17 protein-coding genes and 1 pseudogene are annotated in these 21,002 nt (G+C 51.9%); 5 read left to right on the forward strand and 13 right to left on the reverse strand.

Going from position 1 to position 21,002, the window contains the following annotated elements; translation table 11 throughout:
- Positions 1 to 127 precede the first annotated feature (127 nt).
- Positions 128 to 1,309 carry a sporulation protein YunB gene (yunB, locus tag F1379_RS09730; RefSeq protein WP_338046128.1) on the reverse strand — a complete coding sequence of 394 codons (1,182 nt, stop codon included), beginning with the start codon at positions 1,307 to 1,309 and terminating at the stop codon, positions 128 to 130.
- A gap of 224 nt (positions 1,310 to 1,533) precedes the next feature.
- On the opposite strand from yunB, the gene F1379_RS09735 reads away from it, so the two are divergent.
- Together F1379_RS09735 and F1379_RS09740 are read left to right on the forward strand one after the other, a co-directional pair.
- On the forward strand, positions 1,534 to 2,142 hold the full coding sequence (locus F1379_RS09735; RefSeq protein WP_150268982.1) for a hypothetical protein: 609 nt from the start codon (positions 1,534 to 1,536) through the stop codon (positions 2,140 to 2,142).
- Between the two features lie 64 nt (positions 2,143 to 2,206).
- Positions 2,207 to 2,464 (forward strand): hypothetical protein, encoded by a 258-nt coding sequence (locus F1379_RS09740; protein ID WP_150268985.1) that lies wholly within the window; start codon positions 2,207 to 2,209, stop codon positions 2,462 to 2,464.
- A gap of 173 nt (positions 2,465 to 2,637) precedes the next feature.
- On the opposite strand, the gene F1379_RS09745 is transcribed toward F1379_RS09740, so the two are convergent.
- From F1379_RS09745 to F1379_RS09760, 4 genes are all read right to left on the reverse strand, one after another.
- Positions 2,638 to 3,249: a TVP38/TMEM64 family protein gene (locus F1379_RS09745; RefSeq protein WP_150268987.1), complete on the reverse strand. Its 612-nt coding sequence runs from the start codon at positions 3,247 to 3,249 to the stop codon at positions 2,638 to 2,640.
- A 163-nt stretch (positions 3,250 to 3,412) separates the two neighbouring features.
- On the reverse strand, positions 3,413 to 4,309 hold the full coding sequence (locus F1379_RS09750; RefSeq protein ID WP_239004615.1) for a glycine betaine ABC transporter substrate-binding protein: 897 nt from the start codon (positions 4,307 to 4,309) through the stop codon (positions 3,413 to 3,415).
- Positions 4,310 to 4,327: 18 nt separating this feature from the next.
- Positions 4,328 to 5,161, reverse strand: coding sequence for an ABC transporter permease (locus F1379_RS09755; protein ID WP_150268989.1), 834 nt, complete (start codon positions 5,159 to 5,161; stop codon positions 4,328 to 4,330).
- Positions 5,158 to 6,357, reverse strand: coding sequence for a quaternary amine ABC transporter ATP-binding protein (locus F1379_RS09760; RefSeq protein WP_150268991.1), 1,200 nt, complete (start codon positions 6,355 to 6,357; stop codon positions 5,158 to 5,160). Before F1379_RS09760 ends, F1379_RS09755 begins: the two co-directional genes overlap by 4 nt.
- A gap of 254 nt (positions 6,358 to 6,611) precedes the next feature.
- Here F1379_RS09760 and F1379_RS09765 point away from each other — a divergent pair, with 254 nt between their 5' ends.
- Both F1379_RS09765 and F1379_RS09770 read left to right on the forward strand, forming a co-directional pair.
- Positions 6,612 to 7,169, forward strand: coding sequence for a GbsR/MarR family transcriptional regulator (locus F1379_RS09765; protein WP_150268993.1), 558 nt, complete (start codon positions 6,612 to 6,614; stop codon positions 7,167 to 7,169).
- A gap of 201 nt (positions 7,170 to 7,370) precedes the next feature.
- The gene (locus tag F1379_RS09770; protein ID WP_150268995.1) at positions 7,371 to 8,408 is read left to right on the forward strand and encodes a LacI family DNA-binding transcriptional regulator; all 1,038 of its coding nucleotides are present in this window, start codon (positions 7,371 to 7,373) and stop codon (positions 8,406 to 8,408) included.
- 840 nt (positions 8,409 to 9,248) lie between these two features.
- Here F1379_RS09770 and F1379_RS09775 read toward each other — a convergent pair.
- Both F1379_RS09775 and F1379_RS09780 read right to left on the reverse strand, forming a co-directional pair.
- A complete protein-coding gene (locus F1379_RS09775; protein WP_150268997.1) occupies positions 9,249 to 10,265 on the reverse strand; it encodes a ketoacyl-ACP synthase III in 1,017 nt (338 codons plus the stop codon).
- Positions 10,266 to 10,501: 236 nt separating this feature from the next.
- A complete protein-coding gene (locus tag F1379_RS09780) occupies positions 10,502 to 11,356 on the reverse strand; it encodes an SDR family NAD(P)-dependent oxidoreductase (protein WP_150268999.1) in 855 nt (284 codons plus the stop codon).
- A gap of 177 nt (positions 11,357 to 11,533) precedes the next feature.
- Here F1379_RS09780 and F1379_RS09785 point away from each other — a divergent pair.
- Positions 11,534 to 12,012: pseudogene (locus F1379_RS09785) on the forward strand (MerR family transcriptional regulator).
- Positions 12,013 to 12,119: 107 nt separating this feature from the next.
- Here F1379_RS09785 and F1379_RS09790 read toward each other — a convergent pair.
- The 6 genes from F1379_RS09790 to F1379_RS09815 all read right to left on the reverse strand — a co-directional run bounded on the left by F1379_RS09790 (position 12,120) and on the right by F1379_RS09815 (position 20,875).
- On the reverse strand, positions 12,120 to 13,463 hold the full coding sequence (locus F1379_RS09790) for a glycoside hydrolase family 28 protein (protein WP_150269002.1): 1,344 nt from the start codon (positions 13,461 to 13,463) through the stop codon (positions 12,120 to 12,122).
- Positions 13,464 to 13,479: 16 nt separating this feature from the next.
- The gene (locus tag F1379_RS09795) at positions 13,480 to 14,355 is read right to left on the reverse strand and encodes a carbohydrate ABC transporter permease (RefSeq protein ID WP_150269003.1); all 876 of its coding nucleotides are present in this window, start codon (positions 14,353 to 14,355) and stop codon (positions 13,480 to 13,482) included.
- 22 nt (positions 14,356 to 14,377) lie between these two features.
- Complete coding sequence (locus F1379_RS09800) at positions 14,378 to 15,346, reverse strand: ABC transporter permease (RefSeq protein WP_150269007.1); 969 nt, start codon at positions 15,344 to 15,346, stop codon at positions 14,378 to 14,380.
- Positions 15,347 to 15,445: 99 nt separating this feature from the next.
- Complete coding sequence (locus F1379_RS09805; RefSeq protein WP_150269008.1) at positions 15,446 to 17,017, reverse strand: extracellular solute-binding protein; 1,572 nt, start codon at positions 17,015 to 17,017, stop codon at positions 15,446 to 15,448.
- Positions 17,018 to 17,789: 772 nt separating this feature from the next.
- Positions 17,790 to 19,136 (reverse strand): helix-turn-helix domain-containing protein, encoded by a 1,347-nt coding sequence (locus F1379_RS09810; RefSeq protein ID WP_150269009.1) that lies wholly within the window; start codon positions 19,134 to 19,136, stop codon positions 17,790 to 17,792.
- Positions 19,137 to 19,477: 341 nt separating this feature from the next.
- Positions 19,478 to 20,875 (reverse strand): helix-turn-helix domain-containing protein, encoded by a 1,398-nt coding sequence (locus F1379_RS09815; protein WP_150269011.1) that lies wholly within the window; start codon positions 20,873 to 20,875, stop codon positions 19,478 to 19,480.
- Positions 20,876 to 21,002: the final 127 nt, after the last annotated feature.

Here is a 21,002-nt window from a genome sequence, read left to right on the forward strand (position 1 = left end):
CAACAGCACAATCCGGCTAATCAATCCTATTGTAGACGATAAATCGACCATAATAGGCTACCGTGAAGGTAAATAGGGCAAACGTAGGCGATAAATCGACCATAATCCACAAATCAAGCTCACCGGCTTATTCTTCCCCGCCGGACCCTCCGCCGCCCTCTACAGCATTTCCCCCGCCCTCCGGGCCCGCAGGTGCATTGCCGGCAGTAGACGGCGCTTCATTATTCTGCCCGCCGCTGCTTGGGGCAGGACTGTCGCCCTGCTGCTCTGTGGCTCCCGCTCCCTTCGGTTCTGTAACGGAAGGTGCAGGAATGGCGATGCCCGGAGCGGCAGCGCTGTTGTCGCCCACCGGCTGCCCCTGATTGTCGTAGTAGTACATCGGGACATCCCCGACCACCATGAGATAAGAGACAGGAATTTCGGTATCGACCACCTGCGGCTCCATATCAAACGGAATGACCACCGCCACCTCGGTGACAATATGGATATATACCTCGACCAGAATCATATTGATGCCGGCATTTTTCTGGCGGGTATTGAGTTCTACCTTTACGGCCCCCTGCGGCTCGATCTTGATCGGGACATCCGGCCCGAAGGAGGCAATCAACGGACTGCCAAGCGCCTGGCCGAGCGGAATATGCTCGGTGCGGTTGTGGAGCTCCTGAAGCGTCGTCTGAATGACCTCTGCCGCCTGTGAGGTAATCCGCATATGCTCCTTGTAGTTAAGCATGAAGCCGGAGATTTTGCCGTCGTTGTCACTCTTCCAGTCGATCAGTGCCTCGGCGTTGCCCTCATCAGCCACCTGGGACGTAATTGCCTTGTTAATCGACTCTGTGGCAATCTGCTTGACACGGATTTGCGCCAAATGAACGATGGGCGGCCTTAAATGCCGCTCAACATACCTCAGTCCCAGCAGAAAGCTCAGTACAAGCAGCAGGCTGACCATCAGCCAAAATCTGCGGCGTCCGCGCGGTTTATGCTTTCTTGCGCCATAGACCGGCTGAGCCCCCTTGCCCTTCCCTGATCCCTGCCATCCCGTCAGCGTTCCGCGTCCCTGCTGCCCACCTGGACTTCTGCCGGTCTCCCCATAGCCCACCGGCTTTCCGCTCTGCCGTCCCGGACGCGCCTTGAACGACGGAGAACGGCGCGGCATCCCAACCAGCGGCGTCCGTGCCGGCCTGGCCTGAAATCCCGCGCTACGCTTGGCCTGCGGGCGGCCGCTCCAGCTGATTTTTGGCAGCCGCAGACGGCCCATGCCCAGACCGGACAGAAGCCCCCGCCGATTGCCCCATTTTCGCATTCTCCCCATGAAGCCCTCTCCCTCCCGAACACTGCGGCCAAGCCGCCGCTGCTTATTATAAAGTATTCGAGAGGAGAGAATATTAACCCCATAACTGACTCAAGAAAAAAAATCCTTACACAAGGGTAATTTAAAATTCTTGCATGCGCCATTACAGAAAAATTGTAATTATATAAAATATGACAAATAAATGATATAAATTGGGTAATATAATTGAGGAAGTGGAAAAGCAGGTGACTTTTTATACATTCGAAGTAACTTTTGTCAATGGAAATAAACAGATTATTAAAGATATTAATAATTTCGATGATACTCAGATAAAACAAATACAGGGAGTAGCGGCTGAGTGGGAGCAACCCATTCTGAAGGCGCAAAAGTATGGTATTAATCTAAATACAATCCGATCAGAACATAAATCTAAGGTAGTGAATTTCAAAAATAGAATGGTTTCAGGAGTTTCCAGTTTGGATTTACTGAAACGGGGAATTATTCTAATAGCCTTTCATTCTGTAGAAAGAACGCTTAAACGAATGGGTTCTAAAGACGAGTCAATGTACATCACTTTAATTGATAGAATTGTAAAAGCAAATGAAATATCAAAAGTACAATGGAAAGGTCATGCACAACTTTCTTATACTTTTATAAATAATAGTGATCCAGAAGAATACATACTGCCACTATCATTCCTTTTAAAGAGGGGTGGAAGTCACCAGATTAAACTGCTGACTGTTGTATATGATGATGAGGACAAAGAATTTGAAGCGATGGAAAACCGGTTAATTGAAAACCCTCTCCTCGCTGAAAGTTTCAAAAAAATGGAGAAACTCTTTAAAAAAACTTGAATATATATAGGATTAGGATTATCATTTAAGCACTTGGAAAGACTATCGGGTAGAAGGGGATGAAATGGAGATGAGTTCGGTACTTGGGAGGAAAAAAGAAATGACCCGTGCATTTTCCACTAAAAATGTAACTTGGGACATTGAGGGTAACAAGTACGAAATCCAAAACGTCCCATTTAAAAGCCTAAACGCAGACGGTGAAGAATTTATAAACATTGATGTGGCAATTAAACTGGAAATGATCAAGGAATTAATGGTAAATAACCGCATTCCAAATACTGTGGATTTCAGTTTAGTTGCTGATTTGGAGCTACCTATATAGGTTTAGATTTAACCCATGAGTCTACACTCATGAGGACGTTTTCGTTTCTAGAGGCATGAATATCCTCGTGTACGCTAAGCCTTATGCAAGCAGATTAAGAGTTCATCAACACAAAAAGGACACTCTCCCGGCCATAAGCCGCAAAGAGTGTCCTTCTATTTATATAATTGCAATTATTGCATCCGGCTGCGTTTGTCCTCCTGCAGATGTCCCCAATGACGGCGGATAAACACCGCCACCAGAATGAAGGCGAACACGGCGTACCAGCCCAGGAACCCGGCCCACTCTTCACGCGGCACAATCAGCGTCGAGCCGATCGTTCCGAACAGCCAGATGTAGGACAGATTGCCAAGCACGGTTCCCCAGATGTTCGAGCGAACCTTGATCGGCGACACGGCTGCCATAAAATTGATTACATTGCTCGGCACAATCGGCACCGTCCGCAGCAGCAGCAGCGTCCAGATTCCGTAACGGTCGAGGTATCTCTGCCACTTGTCGTAACGCTTCAGCCTGGAGCGCATTTTGCGGTCGAACCAGTTGTACAGATAGCGCCGGAACAGGAAATACACCAGAATCGCCCCGATGTTGCAGGCCACCCAGCTGACCAGCATACCGCCGATGACGCCGAACTCCGAGACATGCAGCACAATCAGGATCGCCAGCGGGAACAATCCGAACAGGCTCTGAATTACCGTCAGCGGGAAGGTGGCGAGTATAATGTAAGGCCCGCTCAGCCCGAGCGTCTGCAGCAGCCAGTCAATCCAGCCATTTATGGTTTCGGTCATGGGGAAACTCCTCCCTGCTTCCTCCTATCCCCATGGAAAAACACCCCGGACGGGGTGTTTTTAAACGGAGTCGGTTTTCTTTTCATCATATCATATCCGCCGACCTGCTGTAAAAAGAACCGGACTGCCGCCTTTTCCGCTAATCCTTTACTCTGTACAGCATTTATTCGGCGGCTGTTTCTCCCGCTGCGATCCAGGCATCGACTTTATCGGTGTTGGCTTTCACCCAGTTCTTGGCCGCTTCCTCCGGCGACAGGCCGCCCTGGATTTCAACCATCACCTGAGCCATATCATCCGCAGTCCACTCGAAGTTGTCCAGGAAGGCATAGACCTCCGGCATATCTTCCTGCAGACCCTGACGGACCATCGTATGAATCTGTTCCGCTCCGCCGTAAGTGCCCTTCGGATCTTCGAGATACTTCAGATCCATATTGGCGAACATCCAGTGCGGCGTCCAGCCTGTTACAACGATTGGCTCGTTGTTGTCATAGGCTTTCTGAAGTTCCTGCGCCATCGCAGCGGAGGAGCTTTCCAGCAGGGTGTAGCTGTCCAGCGCATAGTCGCTGATCGCCTGCTCGGTAGCCATCATGATGCCCGCACCAGGTTCAATGCCGATGATCGTATTGTCCAGCGAACCCGCCACATCGGCGTTCTTTAAATCTTCAATACTGTTGATGTCCATATAGGCAGGAACTGTGAGCCCTGTTTTGGTACCATCCAGATTGACGCCCAGGTCTTCGATCTGGTCACCATATTTCTCAATGTAGGAAGCATGGGTGCTTGGCAGCCAGGCGGCGACCATCGCATCTGCGCTGCCGTCGGCCACTCCGGCCCACATCGGTCCGGCATCAACCTGCAGCATTTCGACCTTGGCGTCCAGCTTTGTCTCCAGCACTTCCTTGACTACATTGGTACTGGCAATTTCCGAATCCCAAGCCACATAGGCCAGCTTCACCGTATCCCCCTTGGCATCATTAGAAGACGAACATGCGGACAATACGCCCACACCCAGCGCCAGGGTCAGAATTCCGAGACTTCTCTTCATTTTAGTTGTTTTCATTGTAGAAACACTCTCCTGTCATGATTTTTTGGGTTTAACCAGATTTTGCGTCAGACGGTCAAGCAGAATGGCGACAATAACAATCGCGATGCCCGCTTCAAAGCCCGCACCCGTCTTGGCCTGCGACACCGCACGGTAGACATAGGCACCGACGCCCTGGGCGCCGATCATTGAAGAGATAACGACCATGGACAGCGACAGCATAATGGTCTGGTTAATTCCCGCCATAATTGTCGGCAGGGCAATCGGCAGCTGCAGCTTGAACAGCTTCTGCCGGGCAGTGGAGCCGAACGCATCGGCCGCCTCCACCAGCTCCTCCGAGACCTGTCGGATGCCCAGGTTTGTTAAACGGATCGTTGGCGGAATCGCAAAAATAATCGAAGCAATAACGCCGGGAACCACGCCCAGCGAGAAGAACGATACCGCCGGCAGCAGGTATACGAATGCCGGCATCGTCTGCATAAAGTCCAGAATCGGTGTAACAATATTCTGAACAGTCTTGCTCTGGGCGCACAGCACGCCGAGCGGCACGCCGATCAGCACAGCCAGCACGGATGCCGTCAGTACCAGCGCCAGCGACTGCATCGACGGGCCCCACAGGCCCAGATTGTCGATCAGCAGCAGCCCGATGACGGCGAACAGCGCCATTTTCCATTTACCGATCCAGTATGCCAGCGCTGCAATGATCAGCGTAAGCACAATGGCAGGAAGGAAGGTCAGTGCAGTCTCAATACCGCTGACCATCCCGCCGATTATAGAAGCTATCAAGTCAAAGAACGGACCGAAATACGTGGTCAGCCAATCTTCCAGCCACTCCACGCCCTGTCCGATCGGAATTTTAGGCAGATTCACAGCTTAAGTCCCCCTTCCGGAACGGCATTGCCCGCAAGCGCGGACAGTACCGCACCCTTAATGACAATCCCCTTCAATTTGTCGGCCTCGTCAACCACCGCCACCGGCAGGTGGGCCTGGGACATCAGCTCGAACAAATCGTTCAGCAGCGTATCCGGGTGTACACGGGGAATCTCCCGCCGCATCACTTCCAGAATCGTCTTGTTCTCCTTCAGCGCCTGTGAAGCATCATCGGCAGTGATAACTCCCTGCAGCTTCATCTCTTGATCCACCACGTACAAGCTCGAGACGCCGCCCTCGCGCATCAGCTGCAGCGCTACACGGGGACCGCGTTCCGGCCGGATCAGTTCCGGCTGGCGCATGACATGGGATGCGGTCAGCACCTTGGACAAATCGACGTCCTCAACGAACCGCTCAACATATTTGTTGGCCGGCTGGATCAGAATCTCTTCCGGTGTGCCGATCTGTACAATGACCCCGTCCTTCATCAGGGCGATCCGGTCGCCGATGCGCAGTGCCTCATCCAGATCGTGGGTGATGAAGATGATCGTCTTCTTCACCCGGGTCTGCAGCTCCAGCAGCTCCTGCTGCATATCCTTGCGGATCAGCGGGTCCAGTGCACTGAACGCTTCATCCATCAGCAGAATGTCCGGGTCGTTGGCCAGTCCCCTGGCCAGACCTACACGCTGCTGCATCCCGCCGCTCAGCTGATCAGGGCGGTGGTTCTCCCAGCCCTTCAGCCCGACAAGCTCCAGTGACTCCATGGCGCGGCGGGTCCGCTCTTTTTTGTCGATACCCTGCACTTCTAATCCGTACTCGGCATTCGCCAGCACCGTGCGGTGCGGGAACAGCCCGAACTTCTGAAACACCATACCGATATTCTTACGCCGGAATCCGCGCAGCTCCTCGGGATTCATCTTGACGACATCCTTGCCTTTGAACAGCACCTGTCCTCCCGTCGGCTCAATCAAGCGGTTAAGCAGACGCACGAGCGTCGATTTGCCGCTGCCCGACAATCCCATAATGACAAAAATTTCGCCTTCCTCAATACGGAAGCTGGCTTTGTTGACGCCAACTGTAAGCTTGGCTTCACGGGCGATTTTCTCTTTGGACCACCCTTGCTCTAGTAATGGAAGCGCCCGTCCCGCATCGTGACCGAATACTTTGGTAAGCTCTTTTACCTCGATAATTGCCATGCTGACCTCCCTCTTCCTTTCTATTGTTCAGGTTGTTTCTCTGTTAACAGTGTAACGAACTTATGAAAAGTAAGGCAAAGTGCATATTCGCTAAAAAATTAGTGTACAGTTTTTACTTTACGTACTTTACATATAGAATACTCCGTTTTACGCCGGATTCCGTCCAAAGCACATTCTTTACTTCTGTCACTGGTCTGATTACAATACATACAGAGGTTTGCAGTCATTATAAGCCTATCCTCAGGAGGGACATCATGAACGATTTAGAAGGGCTTGCGCCCGCGCAAATAGAGAGAATCAGCAAAGCCCGGGAGCGGGTCATAGATTCCATCGGCAAAAACATGGATTTATACGGCATTACCTTATCCATCGGGCATTTATACGGTTATATGTATTTTAATGAGGGACCTGTCACACTGGATGAGCTGAGCCGCACCATGGGCATGAGCAAAACCTCGATGAGCACCGGCGTACGCACCCTGTTGGATCTCAAAATGATTGACAAGGTGTGGGGCAAAGGCACCCGCAAGGATCTGTTTGAGGTGGAGCCGGACTGGTACCGCAATTTCAGCGACTATTTCTCGATCAAATGGCGTAAAGCGGTGGAGGGAAATATGACTGCGCTCGCTAAATCGCTGGAAGAAATCAAACAGATGCAGAGCGACTATGCGGACGATGCCGCTGTCATGAAACTGCTCGCAACAGACCAGGTTAAAATTGACGAAGCGATTAAATATTACCGCTGGCTGCTGAAGCTGATCGAGGCGCTGGAGACCGGCAAGATCTTTGAGCTGATTCCCAAGGAAGAATAGTGCAGAAGGATAAAGGCCATGTACCCTTTCAATAGGGAGCATGGCCTTTTTGGTCTGCCCGGAATCGCCCGATTGACTTGGCCCGGGAAGATGAATAGACTGAAATGGACTGGATTTGCAGCGGAAAAACAGGAATACGGCTGAACTCCGCGTTTATGCGGGTTTTGTACGTGTGCGAATGTTGCGGGAAGGTGGCTGGGCATGGGGGTCAATATCAAGACGATTGCCGAAATGGCGGGGGTATCCGTCTCAACAGTTTCGAAGATTATGAACAATTACAGCGATGTCTCGGATAAAACAAAGCAGCGGGTATGGGAGATTATCCATCAGACCGGCTATTCTCCCTCCAGCTCCGCCAAAACGCTGGTTTCCAAAAAATCGAGCCTGATCGGCGTTATTTTTGCCGGGGAGCTGAACGTGGAGTTCACGCATCCCTTCTTCGTCGAGGTGCTCAATGCCTTCAAGAAGCAGATGGGCGTGCTGGGCTATGACCTGATCTTCTTCTCCAATGAGAAAATGTTCCGCGGCGGCGATTACTATGCGCGTTCCCGGCATTTTCAGGTGGAAGGCTGCGTAATCATTTCCGGTGAAAAGATGGAGCCGGCGATCCGCGAGCTCGACCAAAGCGACATTCCCTGCATCGGCGTCGACCTGGAGCTGACCGGCGCTAAATCCGGTTATGTCATGTCGGACAATGCGCAGATTGCCGCGAAGGTGGTAGAGCACTTCTATCTGCTCGGCTACCGCGACCTCGGCTTCATCGGTAGCGCCGCCGATTCGGAAATCTCGCAGCAGCGGGAAGCCGGATACGTCAAGGCCATTACAGGCTTCGGCCTGACGCCGCAGCCGGAGTGGTTCGTGCACGGCGACGACTTCTTCGAGCCCAGCGGCTATGCCGCCATGTGCCGCATACTGGATAGCGGCAGCCTGCCGCGGGCGGTGTTCGCCGCCTCCGACCTGCTGGCCCTCGGGGCCATCCGCGCCCTGCGGGAGCGCGGGCTGCGCGTCCCCGAGGATGTCGCCATCGCCGGTTGCGACGACATCGAGGCCAGCAAATACACGACTCCGGCGCTGACCACCGTGCGCCAGAACAAGGAGCGGCTCGGCGTGCTCGCCGCCCATATGCTGTACGACCTGATCAACGGCCAGTCGGAGGGCGGCTCCTTCGTCGTTGAGCCGGCCCTCGTCGTGCGCGAATCCTGCGGCAGCGGAGGGCAGGGAACAGGCCCGGTTGCGTAAAGCGGCGACGGAGGACAGGGATCAGGCCCGGTTGCCAATTCGGCGGGCCTGTCCGCAGGGGCGGCGGTGCAGATGATGCGCCGCCGCTGTTGCGCATCGGGCGGATTCGCGCTTTGGCGCGGGTACTGCCCGGGCAGGAGCGCGAACCCGCGGCCGTTGGCGCTCGGGCGGGTGCCGCTGCGCGGCAGGCGCGGCAGCTAGCGCGTCGTTGCCGTCACGCGGCAGGCGCTGCAGCTAGCGCGTCGTTGCCGTCACGCAGGCGCGGGAGCTAGCGCGTCGTTGCCGACACGCGGCAGGCGCTGGAGCCTAGCTCGCGCTGTAGCTCCTCCGGCGGGGCGCGGGAAGCTGGAACGGCCATCGTTGCACACTGGTGCCATCTTTTTGCTGCCTAATTGTACTTTGTACAACTATTTGGCCCAATTTGCCGCCCAAAACCACAATAGATGTATTTCGTACACTTATTTCTTCCCAAAACAGGGGAAATGGCTCATTTAACAAAAAATAAGTGTACAAAATACAATTAAGCTCCGCTCTAATCATCACAATGCGATTTTAATTGCACCAAATACAACTATCCGGTGAACCAGCGAATTTTGAGCACTCAGCAGTAGTAGAGATACAATGCCTTCTTAATCGCAACAACAGCTAATGTATCAGATTGACAACATTGCACATGCACACAATCTTGCAACCGCCAGTCAGAGCAACCGCTCTCTACTCATCCGCTCTACCGTTACTCTGTTCCCTCTGCCTCTCCCCCCCTCTGGCCCTGCATCTCTGACCCTCCGCTCTACCTCCTTATACCCCTGCCCCTTCCCCCTCCCCATCTCTTTACTCCTCTTACAACAGCCCAGGCATGCACACCTGCGGGTCAAGCGACAGCTTGAGCAACTGCCCGGCATGCGTCAGTCCCGCACCGAACCCGTACAGCAGCACCTGCTGGCCGTTCTGCACTGTACCTGCACGGATGCCGAGATCCAGAGCAAGCGGGATACTTGCCGCAGAGGTGTTGCCGAAGTACTCCAGACTGTACAGGGTCTTCTCCAGCGGATAACCCAGCCGCTCGCACACCGGCTCAATGATGCGCAGATTGGCGCTGTGCGGAATCAGCCAGTCGACCTCTTTGAGGGACGCGCCGAAGCGGGACAGCGTCTGCTCCACTCCCTGCGGTACCGTCCGCACCGCCCAGCGGAAGACCTCGCGTCCGTTCTGCACCAGCTTGCCCGTATTCGCAAGCTCCACTTCATTGACCGAACTGGCCAGACCCGAACGGTATACATGCTGGGCTCCGCCCCCGTCGCTGCCCAGATGAAATCCCCTGAAATCATCCGGCTCTCCATCCTCCTTTGCCTCCACCAGCACCGCCCCCGCCCCGTCGCCAAACAGGATACAGGTGCTTCGGTCGCTGTAATCCGTAATTTTGGATAAGGCGTCCGCTCCTACAACCAGCACGCACCGGTGCAAACCGGCAGCAATGTAGGCATGCGCGGTATGCAGGGCATACACGAATCCGGCACAAGCCGCACTCATATCGAGCACTCCGGCCGATTGCGGGATGCCCAGCCGATGCTGGAGTATGGAGGCTACCGAAGGAAACGGAAAGTCTGGCGTGCTGGTCGCCACCAGCACCATATCAATTTCCGCAGCGGATTTGCCGTAACGCCGGAGCATATCCGCTGCGGCAGCCACACATAAATCACTGGTGAACTCATCCGGCCGGCTGATCCGCCGTTCGCGGATTCCCGTCCGCTGGACAATCCACTCATCGCTGGTATCCACCATCTGCTCCAAATCGTTATTGGTCAGCCTGCGGGCAGGGACATATGATCCTATGGCTGTTATTCTGGCTCCTCGCACTGCAATCACCTCTTATTTAGTATCTAGTATTAGTATCTGGTGCTAATAATACTTGATAACCGTCTCTTTGCCAAGTGAAGCCGCAGGAAAACAACCTGCCAATTTCAACTATTAACGCTTGCCCATCCTGCCAATTTCAACTATTAACGCTTGCCCATCCTGCCAATTTCAACTATTAACGCTTGCCCATCCTGCCAATTTCAACTATTTAACACTTACCTGACCCGCAATGTACATCATTCTATGGCCAAAAACTCATCTTCGTAAATCGCCTGAACCCTTTCCAGAACATCCCGGGCTTGACTGATATATTTTAATGCCACAACCTTGCCCTTCTGCACAAACACACCGGTTTCATTGCTGTGCTTCCCGAGGGCACCTTCGTACAGCTTGTCGGCGCCGGAAGTAGGCGGAGAGAAGAACAGCTTCATTAACGGCTTGACCAGTAAGGGCAGCCCGGATTCCTTGCCTTTTCTCAGCGTATTGTTACCTCCCGGATCAACACTGCGGATCTTAATGTCTTCCTTGGCAAGCTGCGGCCCGATGGCCTGAGTCCATAGGGAGAGCGCAAGCTTTGAAGTGGCGTATGGACCAAGCAGTTTGCGAAAGGTTTTAGGGCGCTCCAGGATCTCGATACTGAATTCCTTAGTAAATTTCAGCGCCGAGGATGAGGTGTTAATCACGGTTTTCAAGGCACTTTGTTTAATGAGCTCCTTTACCTCCATCAAAATGATATACGGAACGACCGTCATCAGCTCGTAATGCTGTTCACGCCCTTGTCCTGAATAGCGCAGCGCGGGAAAAGACCCGCCGGCGTTGTTAAACAAGATGTCGATACGCTGCTCCGTGCGTTTGATGGCTTCCAAGGACCTCTTCAGACTGGCATAATCGGCAAGGTCGGCCGTCTTATATATCCGGAGCCTTCCCTTCTGAATGGCTTGCTGAAGGCCTACATCCTCCGCAGGAAAATCAGAACGGTTCAATGCCACCACCTGCCAATCCTCTGCCAGCAGCTTCCGCGTTAATTCCAGCCCGATCCCGGCGTTTGCGCCTGTAATCATTGCAACCTGTTCATTCCGTTTGATGTTCATTGTCATTCTCCTTCGGCTAATGGAGTATTGTTCCTGATAGCGCATATTCTATAACTTGGAGTCGACTCCAAGTCAATGCGCATGAGCTCAGATCCTATTCCTAAGAAAAGCGGCTTGACTTGGAGCCAGCTTCAATATCTATAATGAACAAAACAATAGTCTCCGGGAGGGATGAGGATGAGGGAAGAACAGACTTTTACGATCAAGCAGGCCGCAGAGCAAACCGGAATTTCTGAAGATACCATCCGTTATTATGAAAAAATCGCATTGCTGTCCCGGGCAGAACGTAAGGATAACGGACACCGTGTCTCCGTCAAAAGGATATCCATACGATCCGGCTCCTGTCTTGTCTGAAAAAAACGGGGATGGCGCTCGAAGAAATGCGACCTTTCTTGGCTGTCTCCTCCGATGCCGACCCGGCGGAATACCCCGAACTGGTAGAGCACTTACGGAGCCACAGGGGAAATATCGTCAGCCAGATCGCCTCTTTGCAGCAGATCGTCGATTTCATCGACATGAAGCTGGAGGAAGGGCGTTTACGGCAGGATTGCACAAATGAGATGCAGAAGAACGCCTCCGGTACAATGAATGGCCATCCGAATCCCAAGGCCGTTTCACCCGTTCAGATGAATTACTTTTCCCGGTCCTCTATCTGAATTTTGGGCGGAGATTACTTATATCCATAAAAAAACTGCGGCCGCAAAGGCCGCAGTTCCATTTATCCGTGTTCAATGTCCCCAATTCACCAATACACCTGTTAAGGTTAAATCCCTGCCGTTTCTCCGCTCCGCTCTTCCAGCAGCGCTTCCGGCTTCGCCGTATTACGGGAGCGGCAGGCCAGCAGTTCAACATTATCCCCGTTCTCGACATAGAAGGCCGGGCCTTCATGGTTCTCTACGGTGACATTCTGGAAAAGGATGTCCCGCACATTGCCCATTACGAAGCCGCGCCGCACCATATCCTCCAGCCCGGTCATCATATCGGGCTGGCCCGGAACGGCATTCTCCGCCATGGAAATGTCGATGTTGGTGAAGCTCATCTCGGCCACATACTGTTCGGCCAGCCCGTACAGGAACCCGGCGGCGGCGTGGACATTCCGGGCGGTGATGTTGGCATAGTGAATGCGCCGGAACAGCGGTGTCTCCTCCGTAACCGGATATGGCTGCTTGTCCCAGACGTACTTCTCCTTGCCGCGCGGTCCGCAGTGGTAATAAAGATTCGCCGTGAAGGGACAGAGGACACCGTCCATGACGATATTGCTGACCCGGATATCCTCAATCACACCGCCGCGCCCGCGGCGCGACTTCATGCGGATGCCGCGGTCTGTCTCCTTGAATACGCAGTTGCTGATCACGACATTGCGGATACTTCCGCTCATTTCGCTGCCCAGCACCACGCCGCCATGGCCGTGCTGCATCGTGCAGTCCGCAATGGTAATGTTCTCGCAGGGGACCCGTTCCTCCGTGTCCTCCGTTCCGGCTTTGATCGCGATGCAGTCGTCGCCGACATCAATATGGCACCCCGTGATACGCACGCCATTGCAGGACTCCGGATTAATCCCGTCCGTATTCGGCGAATCCGCCGGATTCAGAATGTTGACATTGTCCACCGCCACATTGCGGCACAGAATCGGATTCACCGTCCAGCTCGGCGAGTTGAGCAAGGTCACATCGCGGATCGTTACCCGGTCGCAATTGTAGAAACTAATTAGCGTAGGACGGGGATACTCCAGCTCATCCGGCCGGTGGCGGTGCTTCTCCCACCAGGGCGCACCGTTTCCGTTCAATGTGCCGCTGCCGGTGACAGAGACATTGACCAGCCCCGTACCGAATATACAAGGGGAGTGAACCTGCCGTCTTACTCCTTCCCATCTGGCCTCCACCGGCGGATAGTCCGCCGGATCGGTGCTGAACGACAGCACCGCGCCCGGACTTAACCGCAGCTCAATGTTGCTGCGGAGCATAATGGCCCCTGTGGTATACGTGCCGGCGGGCACGTACACCGTTCCGCCGCCGGCCTGATCCGCCGCAGCGATGGCTGCCAATATCGCGCCGGTTGCCGGCACTCCGCTGCCTGGCAGCGCTCCGTAATCCGTGATGTTATACACCGGCTTGCCTCCTTTGTTAACCCTTCATTGATCCGAGCAGCGCACCCTTGGCAAAATGCTTTTGCAGGAACGGATACACCATCAGGATCGGCAGCGTAGCCACCACGATGACAGCCATCTTGATCGTCTGGTCCGGCGGCGGCACAGCCGCGTCGAGCGTCGAGCTGTAATCCATACCGCTGGCCAGTACGACAATCTGTCTCAGCAATACCTGGATCGGCCATTTCGCACTGTCATCCAGATAGAGAATGGCGCTCATGTACGTGTTCCAGTACGTTACAGCGTAGAACAGGGAGATAGTCGCAATCGAAGGCAGCGAGAGCGGCAGCACAATGCGGAACAGGATGCCGAAGTCGTTGCAGCCGTCGATTTTGGCCGATTCCTCCAGTCCGTCAGGAATGTTCTGGAAGAAATTTTTAAGGATAATCATGTTAAACGCACTAATCGCCGAGGGAAGGATCAGCGCCCAGTAGGAATTAATCAGTCCCAGTTCCTTTACCACGAGGAAGGTCGGGATCATCCCGCCATGGAACAGCATAGTGAATACGACAAGGAAGTTCACCACATTGCGTCCGTCCAGATCCCGGCGGGCCAGTGCATAGGCCATCAGTGCGGTGATAAACATACTGAAGGCCGTACCGATAAGAGTAACCCCGATCGACACCCCCAGCGCCCGGAAGATCGTATTTGTCGAGAAAATAAACTCATACGCCTCAAAGCTCCAGACCTTCGGAATCAGCACGAATTTATTCGCCGCCAGCTCGGCGCTGGTCGTAAAGGACCCGGCCACCACATGAATGAACGGCAGCACCGTAATCAGCGCAATCAGGGCCAGCAGCGTAAAGTTCACGGCGGCGAATATTCTCCCGCCAAGCGTTCTATCTTCTACCATTTCTCGTTACCTCCCGCTTGCATTAATAAACGCCTTCTTCGCCCATTTTTTTGGATAGCCGGTTGACTGTCATTACCATGACGAGTCCGACAAGCGACTTAAAGAAGCCGATGGCTGTACTGTAACTGAATTGCCCTTGCTGCATACCTGCAGTATAGACATACGTATCAATAATTTCCGCGACTTCGCGGTTCATGGAGTTCAGCATCAGGTAGACATGCTCGAATCCAAGATCCAGCACGGAACCGATTTTCAGAATCAGCAGAGTAATAATGACGCTGCGGATTGCCGGAAGCGTGATGTGCCATACCTGACGCAGTCTGCCTGCACCGTCCATACGCGCGGCTTCATACAGCCCCGGATCGACGGCGGCGATGGCCGCCAAGTAAATAATCGTGCCCCAGCCGGCTTCCCGCCAGATGACCTGGATAATATAGAGCGGCCTGAACCAGGTAGGATTGAGGAGGAAGTTCACTTTTTCAAAGCCGAAGAAAGTGAGCAGCTCGTTAATAATCCCGCCGTCCATCGTTACCATAACGAAGGTAATGGAGACCACGATAACCCAGGACATAAAGTGCGGCAAATACACCAGCGTCTGGAAGGTTCTTTTGAAAAAGCTGCCGCGCAGCTCATTGAGCATCAGCGCCAATATGATCGGCACCGGGAAATAAAAGATGATATTCATTCCGAACAGAATCAGCGTGTTCACCAAAATGTTCAGGAAATCCGGTTCGGTGAACAGGCGCTTGAACTGCTCCATTCCCACCCACTCGCTGCCGAGTATTCCCTGGTAAGGCTTATAATCCTGAAATGAGATAATCAGACCGTACATCGGGAAATACTTGAACACCAGAAAATACAGCACTCCCGGGATCAACATAATATACAGCAGCTTGTTCCTCCACAGCCGCTTCTTCAGCTCGCCGTTTCGCTTACGTTTACGGGCCTTCGGCTGCGGAACAATACCGGGCTGAGCGGTGGCCTCCTGCATGGCTCTCTCTTCCTTTCTGTTTCAAAATCTTCTATACATCAGCGGGAAGACCGGGCCCGTCTCGCGGCGGGTCAAGTCTTCCCTATGACTCAGAGCTTCTTACTTCTTATAGGCTGCGTTGTATTCTTCGATAATCTGAGCGCCGCCGCGGCTCTTCCAGTTCTCCACTTCTTTTTCGAATCCGGCTTTATCAAGCTGGCCGTACATATAGTTATAGGTTGCGTCGGTAATGATCTGCTGCAATTCCACGCCTTTGGTCGTATAAGTCTCGGAATCCAGTGCAGCCGTAGGATCGGCTACGCCCACCTTAACATTCTCCAGAACCAGCTCTTCGGCATGAATACGGCCAGGCAGTACGTTATAAGGCTGGTACATACCGTTGGTTTCGCTTTCGCCGATTACGCTGTCCTTGTAGCCCTTGACCTCGCGTTCGATCAGTTCCTTGTTATCCGCAGCCTTGGCTTTACCGTCTTCAACGGTATAGTGGGTACCTTCAATCCCCCAATACATCAGGTTGGAGACTTCTGGAGTCATCATTTTGTCGAAGAAAGCCAGGATATTCTTCAGCTCGGCTTCATCCTTAATTGCAGATTTCGGGAACAGTACTACGTTGTTGTAGCCGGGAATCATCCACTGCGCGAACTTGCCGTTCGGGCTGGCAACCATACTGTGCGTATCCAGCACGGCATCCGGTACGTTCTTGATCAAATCCTTGTTCAGGGAATCAATGTCCTGCATGGAACCGCCAATGTAGAGGCCGGCTTTGCCGCTGGTGAACATGTTCACGGCATCTGTCTTACTGGTGGCCGCGAAGTCCTGGTTCATGTATCCGCCTTCACGAAGCTTTTTAAAGAAGTCCATCGTGTCGATGTACTGCTGGAACATGAATTCAGGCTGCAGCTGTCCATCCTTCTCACCCCAGCTGTTCGGGGTTTCGAACCAGGAGGATACGGTTTTGAAAGCACCATAGACGAGTTCATTACGGTCTACGACACCGATGGTGTCCTTCTTGCCGTTGCCGTCCGGGTCCTGCTCGGTGAATGCTTTAGCCATTGCGAACAGCTCATCAACGTTAGCCGGAGCCTTCAGGCCCAGCTTGTCAGCCCAGTCCTTGCGGTAGATAATCCCTTGCCGCGCCAGCGGACGTCCGATATAGAGCGTATAGAGCTTGCCTTCCACCTTTGTATTGTTGAGAATTTCTGGCTTCAGCTTGTTGAGATTCGGGAACTCCGACAGCAGCGGACCGATTTCCCAGAACTGTCCGTCCTTGATCGCTTCCTTCATCTGCAGGAAGGTCGTCTGATTCTTCAGATAAGTGACCTGCGGCAGGGAGCCGGTGGCGAACGAGGAGTTCAGCTTTTCTTCATACGTATCTGCCGGGAAGAATTGATAGGTCAGCTTTGTGTTTGTCAGCTTTTCCACTTCAGTCTTAATGGTGTCAGGCGGTGTTTCCGAGGTGTTCAGCGGCAGCATGATCTTGATCTCTGTAGGCTTGGCCGGTTCGGCCGGCTCCGCCGGTTTCTCTGTGGCGGCTGTGTCAGTTCCGCTGTTTGCAGCCGGTTCTTTCGTCGCATCCGCAGCATTGCCTCCGTTGTTGTTGTTACCGCACGCTGCCAGCATGCTCATTGTCAGCAGCGCGGACAGGAGCAGGGTGAAGGATTTTTTCTTCATACCTTTGTTGACCTCCGTTTTGAACTTGTATTGGTTACACGCTTCACACTACAGGCCAAATCCGGTTACGAAAACAATCATTTACCCAGAAAGCCGCGCCGTACCTGGGCGCCTGAGTAAATGATTATCGGGTGCACGGGGTGATCATTGGGAGGGTGCTGGGGGTTGCTGGAGGGTGCCGGGGGCGGCATTGTAGCAGGGCGCAGCGGGAAAAGGCAGTGAAGCCTTACTTCGGCGGCCAATGGGCTGCTGCGGGGAAGGTTTGGGCCTGCGGCCGCTGTTGTCAGCGGATGTTATTGATTGGAACGATTAGAGGAGGGGAACATCCGCAGACAAAGGCGGACGCTACTGCTCCTCCGGCTCCAAACTCCCCCTCCGCGCCGGCACGCCGCCGGAGGACCGCCCTTCCCCCTGATCGTGGAAGGGGGAGTAAGGGCTTGCCGCCGCTTGTGATTTCGCGGCGGCATGCCGGATATTGGTCCCGCAGCTACTAGGCTGCTGCGGGGAAGGTTAGTTTGATTTTGGCACACTAATTCGTCCACTTGCGGTTTCCACGGTTCTAATTCGATTTTGGCACACTAATTCAGGCCCATGTCCGCTGAAACGTTAAATAAGCTCATATTAAGTGGCGATTATCTAACTAGACTTCTGAAATTCAAGGAAAAGACGGAATTAGTTTGCGATTATCCACTTAGAATGTGCATCCCCACTACTCAGCAGCTTCAGCAAGCACCCGGCAGCAGAAAAAAACCTGAACGCCAGCTTTTGGCGTTCAGGTTTTAGGGAGCGGTTGTTTACCGCTGTTCGGTCTATTTTGATCACATTGCAGAATCTCTGTTACTCTGCCCAACATCCGATGTTTCTCCGGATTAATCCGTTTATATTTCTTGCTGCATTGGTGCAAATATTCTCTTCCCTTGGCATGTTCTCCCCGCAAGTAATAATATTGTCCCAGCTCATACATTAGGCTGGCCTGGCCGTCAAGCACCATATTACGGGAGTAACGCTTCAGCACCAAGTCTTTTCTGATTACTTCAATATCTTTATGAAAATGCTGCAGGACATCGTCTACATTCTTCTTGTGTTTATTAGCAGCTTTCATGATATAGAGCAGCCCGATGACCAGTTCTTCTTTTTGTTCATCCAGATAGAGAACATAACGATCCATAACTGAAAAATCGCCGCTGAGTATTTTGGTCATGTAAATATTGGCCTTAGACCATTCCTTAAATAAACTTTTCCATAACTCTACATCTTCCCCTTCTTCTTTCACCCAACTAAAATCACTGTAAGCATGTTTAAACTTTAGTGCGTTGTCAAAGTCACCAATCTCATCGCAGACATTGCCCCGCAGCAAATCACTGTAAGCAATATACATAAATAGAGGTCTGCTCAACTTCTTTACTGCATTTTTGGGTTTACGTCCAGCCTTATGCGACAGTTCGTACTGAATACGCGCTTTATGCCCCATTTTCTCAGCGATTTCATCAACCTTATCCCAGCAATGCAGAGAACGGTATGTATTCGCCAGATCTTTAAGCGCATCCAATTGTTCCAAGTCATCAAGACGTTCTACATAAGGCTCAAAGCGGGTAGCGGCAATCAAATTCTTATTCTGGTCTTCGCTTAACGAAATCGTAAATATCCGGTACTGGCAAACCGCCAGCCTTTCTGAATGCTGATACCGCTCACCTTCCGCGACGCATTCATACAATATAGCCGCTGCTTCCTTAAACCCTGCCGCATACAGCTCCTCAGCGGTATCGAAGAATAACGATGAGTAGGCCAGCTTGTCCAGCACATGCTCCACTACCCGCCGGATACAGTCCAGCTTGCCCAATTCTGCACAGCGATAGAGTAAGGGGCCGATTCTACGCCAGTCCGGTGGACCATCAATGATATAATTATCAATGTAAAGTTCGTAATAGTAACCGTCTTCATAACCCATGGCTTGAGTAATACGGTCTAGCTGCTGCATGGCAATGGGTCTATGACCATTTAAAATGTTACTCAGCGTACCAGAGTGCAGATCCGTTAGCTTCGCAAACTGTGAGATCGATATCATTTCTTTTTTCAGATATTGGTCCAGTTCCGTCAAAATTGAACGTGAAGCCTCCATTTCATAAATCCACCTTTCTCAATCGACTTTTGGATGCCGGTACCTGTAATACTAAGTTTTAGCAACCGGCTTTGATGGTTCATACGAATAGAACGGCGTTAAGTCTCATTAAGTTTCCACCGATTCTTCGTACTGCCACATTAATGAGCCAAAGTATGCGATTGTTTACAATTTTATACTTGTACAGCAAAAAAAGACCCCACGCAAGTTTTGCGCGGGGTTAGGGGCGTTGACTTATGTAATATATCAAAACTTAAATTTAACCTTCACCATGATAATAACTGGTTATCTGAGGCTGCGAAGGCAAATCCGTAACATGAATAATAGGGAACAGCAGGGCGCTAATTGTTATAAGTATAATTGCTGCCGTTTTCTTCAAGAATGTCTCCTCCTAATAGTACAGTTTGATAATTTTTTTGCAGTTTTACATTTGCTGCCATTCGATTTCGTTCAAAGAGTTTGACACATTCAATTATACCTTTTTCATTATTAATTTGTACAAATATCTTTAAGGAATTCAGTAAAAAATTAAAACCTACTTCATAATTCCGCTGGTTCATAGAATAATATGCTAATTCGTAATTTAGTTTTGCTTGGCGATCTACAGCAAGCTTTCGAGAATATCTCCCCTGCATCAATTCATTGGAAATTCTCACTATATCCTCTTGAAAATCCTCGAGAATTGAATCTATATTAAAGTTATATTTATTTGAGGTTTTTAAAATATATAATAGCCCTATAACCAATTCTTCCTTGTGTCCATGAATGTAATCAGTGTATGTCTTAATTACAGAAAAATCTCCACTAAGCATTCTGGTTAACAATACATTAGCTTCAGACCACTCTCTAAACAGGTTTTTCCAGTGTTCAATCTCTTCCCCTTGTTCCTTTACCCATTCTAATTGGGCATTAGAATAAAGATAATTTAGAGCCTTCTCATAATTCCCCAGCTCACCGCAAACACTTCCCCGCAACAAATCACTATACGCAATGTAAAAAAACATCGGACGGCTGGGCTGCTTCTCCGCCTCCTTCACCTTACGCTGCGGTCTGTGCATCATCTCGTACTGAATCCGCGCTTTATGTCCCATCTTCTCGGCGAGCTCGTCGACTTTGTCCCAGCGCTGCAGGGAACGGTAGGTGTTCGCAAGCTCTTTCAGCGCATCGAGCTGATCAACTTCGTCAAGACGCTCCACAAAGGGCTCGAAGCGGTTGGCCGCCCACAGGTTCTGATCCTGATCGTCGCCAAGGGCGATGGTGAACAGGCGGAATTGACACTGGGCCAGTCGCTCCGAATGCTGGAAGCGCTCACCTTCCGCCACACAGTCATACAGAATCGCGGCGGCTTCCAGTTGTCCGCTGGCGAACATTTCCTCGGCCGTATCGAACAGCAGCGGCGAATAAATCAGATTATCCATAATGTGCTGGGCAATCTTCCGTACGCACTCCAGCTTGCCGAGCTCTGCGCACCGGACCAGCAGCGGTCCGACTCTGCGCCAGTCGGCAGATCCCTCAATAACATAATTATTAATGAACAGTTCATAAAAGAACCCTTCAGGGTAACCCATTGCTTCGGTGATCCGATCCAGCTGCTGCATCGCAATCGGTCTGCGTCCGCGCATAATATTGCTTAGCGTACCGGAATGCAGACTGGCATACTTCGCAAACTGGGATATCGTCAGAGATTCCTTTTTTAAATACTCTTCCAGTTCCGTAACTATCGTAAGAGCAGCTTCCAAGACATAACCCACCTTTCCTCATCGACCAGACAAACATGGTTGTTTATGTAGTGCTAATACAAAATATACCAGTGGTCGATAATAATTACAAGGTAATATTATGGCTATTTCTGGAATTAAATTAGCA

Origin of the sequence: Paenibacillus tepidiphilus (genome assembly GCF_008635795.1) — a bacterium.
GTDB classification, from domain to species: Bacteria; Bacillota; Bacilli; order Paenibacillales; family Paenibacillaceae; genus Paenibacillus_AQ; species Paenibacillus_AQ tepidiphilus.

Excerpts from the sequence above, each read along its gene's own strand:
- yunB (WP_338046128.1), bottom strand. The coding sequence starts at position 1,309 with ATGGGGAGAATGCGAAAATGGGGCAATCGGCGGGGGCTTCTGTCCGGT.
- F1379_RS09740 (WP_150268985.1), top strand. The coding sequence starts at position 2,207 with ATGGAGATGAGTTCGGTACTTGGGAGGAAAAAAGAAATGACCCGTGCA.
- F1379_RS09745 (WP_150268987.1), bottom strand. The coding sequence starts at position 3,249 with ATGACCGAAACCATAAATGGCTGGATTGACTGGCTGCTGCAGACGCTC.
- F1379_RS09750 (WP_239004615.1), bottom strand. The coding sequence starts at position 4,309 with ATGAAAACAACTAAAATGAAGAGAAGTCTCGGAATTCTGACCCTGGCG.
- F1379_RS09760 (WP_150268991.1), bottom strand. The coding sequence starts at position 6,357 with ATGGCAATTATCGAGGTAAAAGAGCTTACCAAAGTATTCGGTCACGAT.
- F1379_RS09765 (WP_150268993.1), top strand. The coding sequence starts at position 6,612 with ATGAACGATTTAGAAGGGCTTGCGCCCGCGCAAATAGAGAGAATCAGC.
- F1379_RS09770 (WP_150268995.1), top strand. The coding sequence starts at position 7,371 with ATGGGGGTCAATATCAAGACGATTGCCGAAATGGCGGGGGTATCCGTC.
- F1379_RS09780 (WP_150268999.1), bottom strand. The coding sequence starts at position 11,356 with ATGAACATCAAACGGAATGAACAGGTTGCAATGATTACAGGCGCAAAC.
- F1379_RS09795 (WP_150269003.1), bottom strand. The coding sequence starts at position 14,355 with ATGGTAGAAGATAGAACGCTTGGCGGGAGAATATTCGCCGCCGTGAAC.
- F1379_RS09800 (WP_150269007.1), bottom strand. The coding sequence starts at position 15,346 with ATGCAGGAGGCCACCGCTCAGCCCGGTATTGTTCCGCAGCCGAAGGCC.
- F1379_RS09805 (WP_150269008.1), bottom strand. The coding sequence starts at position 17,017 with ATGAAGAAAAAATCCTTCACCCTGCTCCTGTCCGCGCTGCTGACAATG.
- F1379_RS09810 (WP_150269009.1), bottom strand. The coding sequence starts at position 19,136 with ATGGAGGCTTCACGTTCAATTTTGACGGAACTGGACCAATATCTGAAA.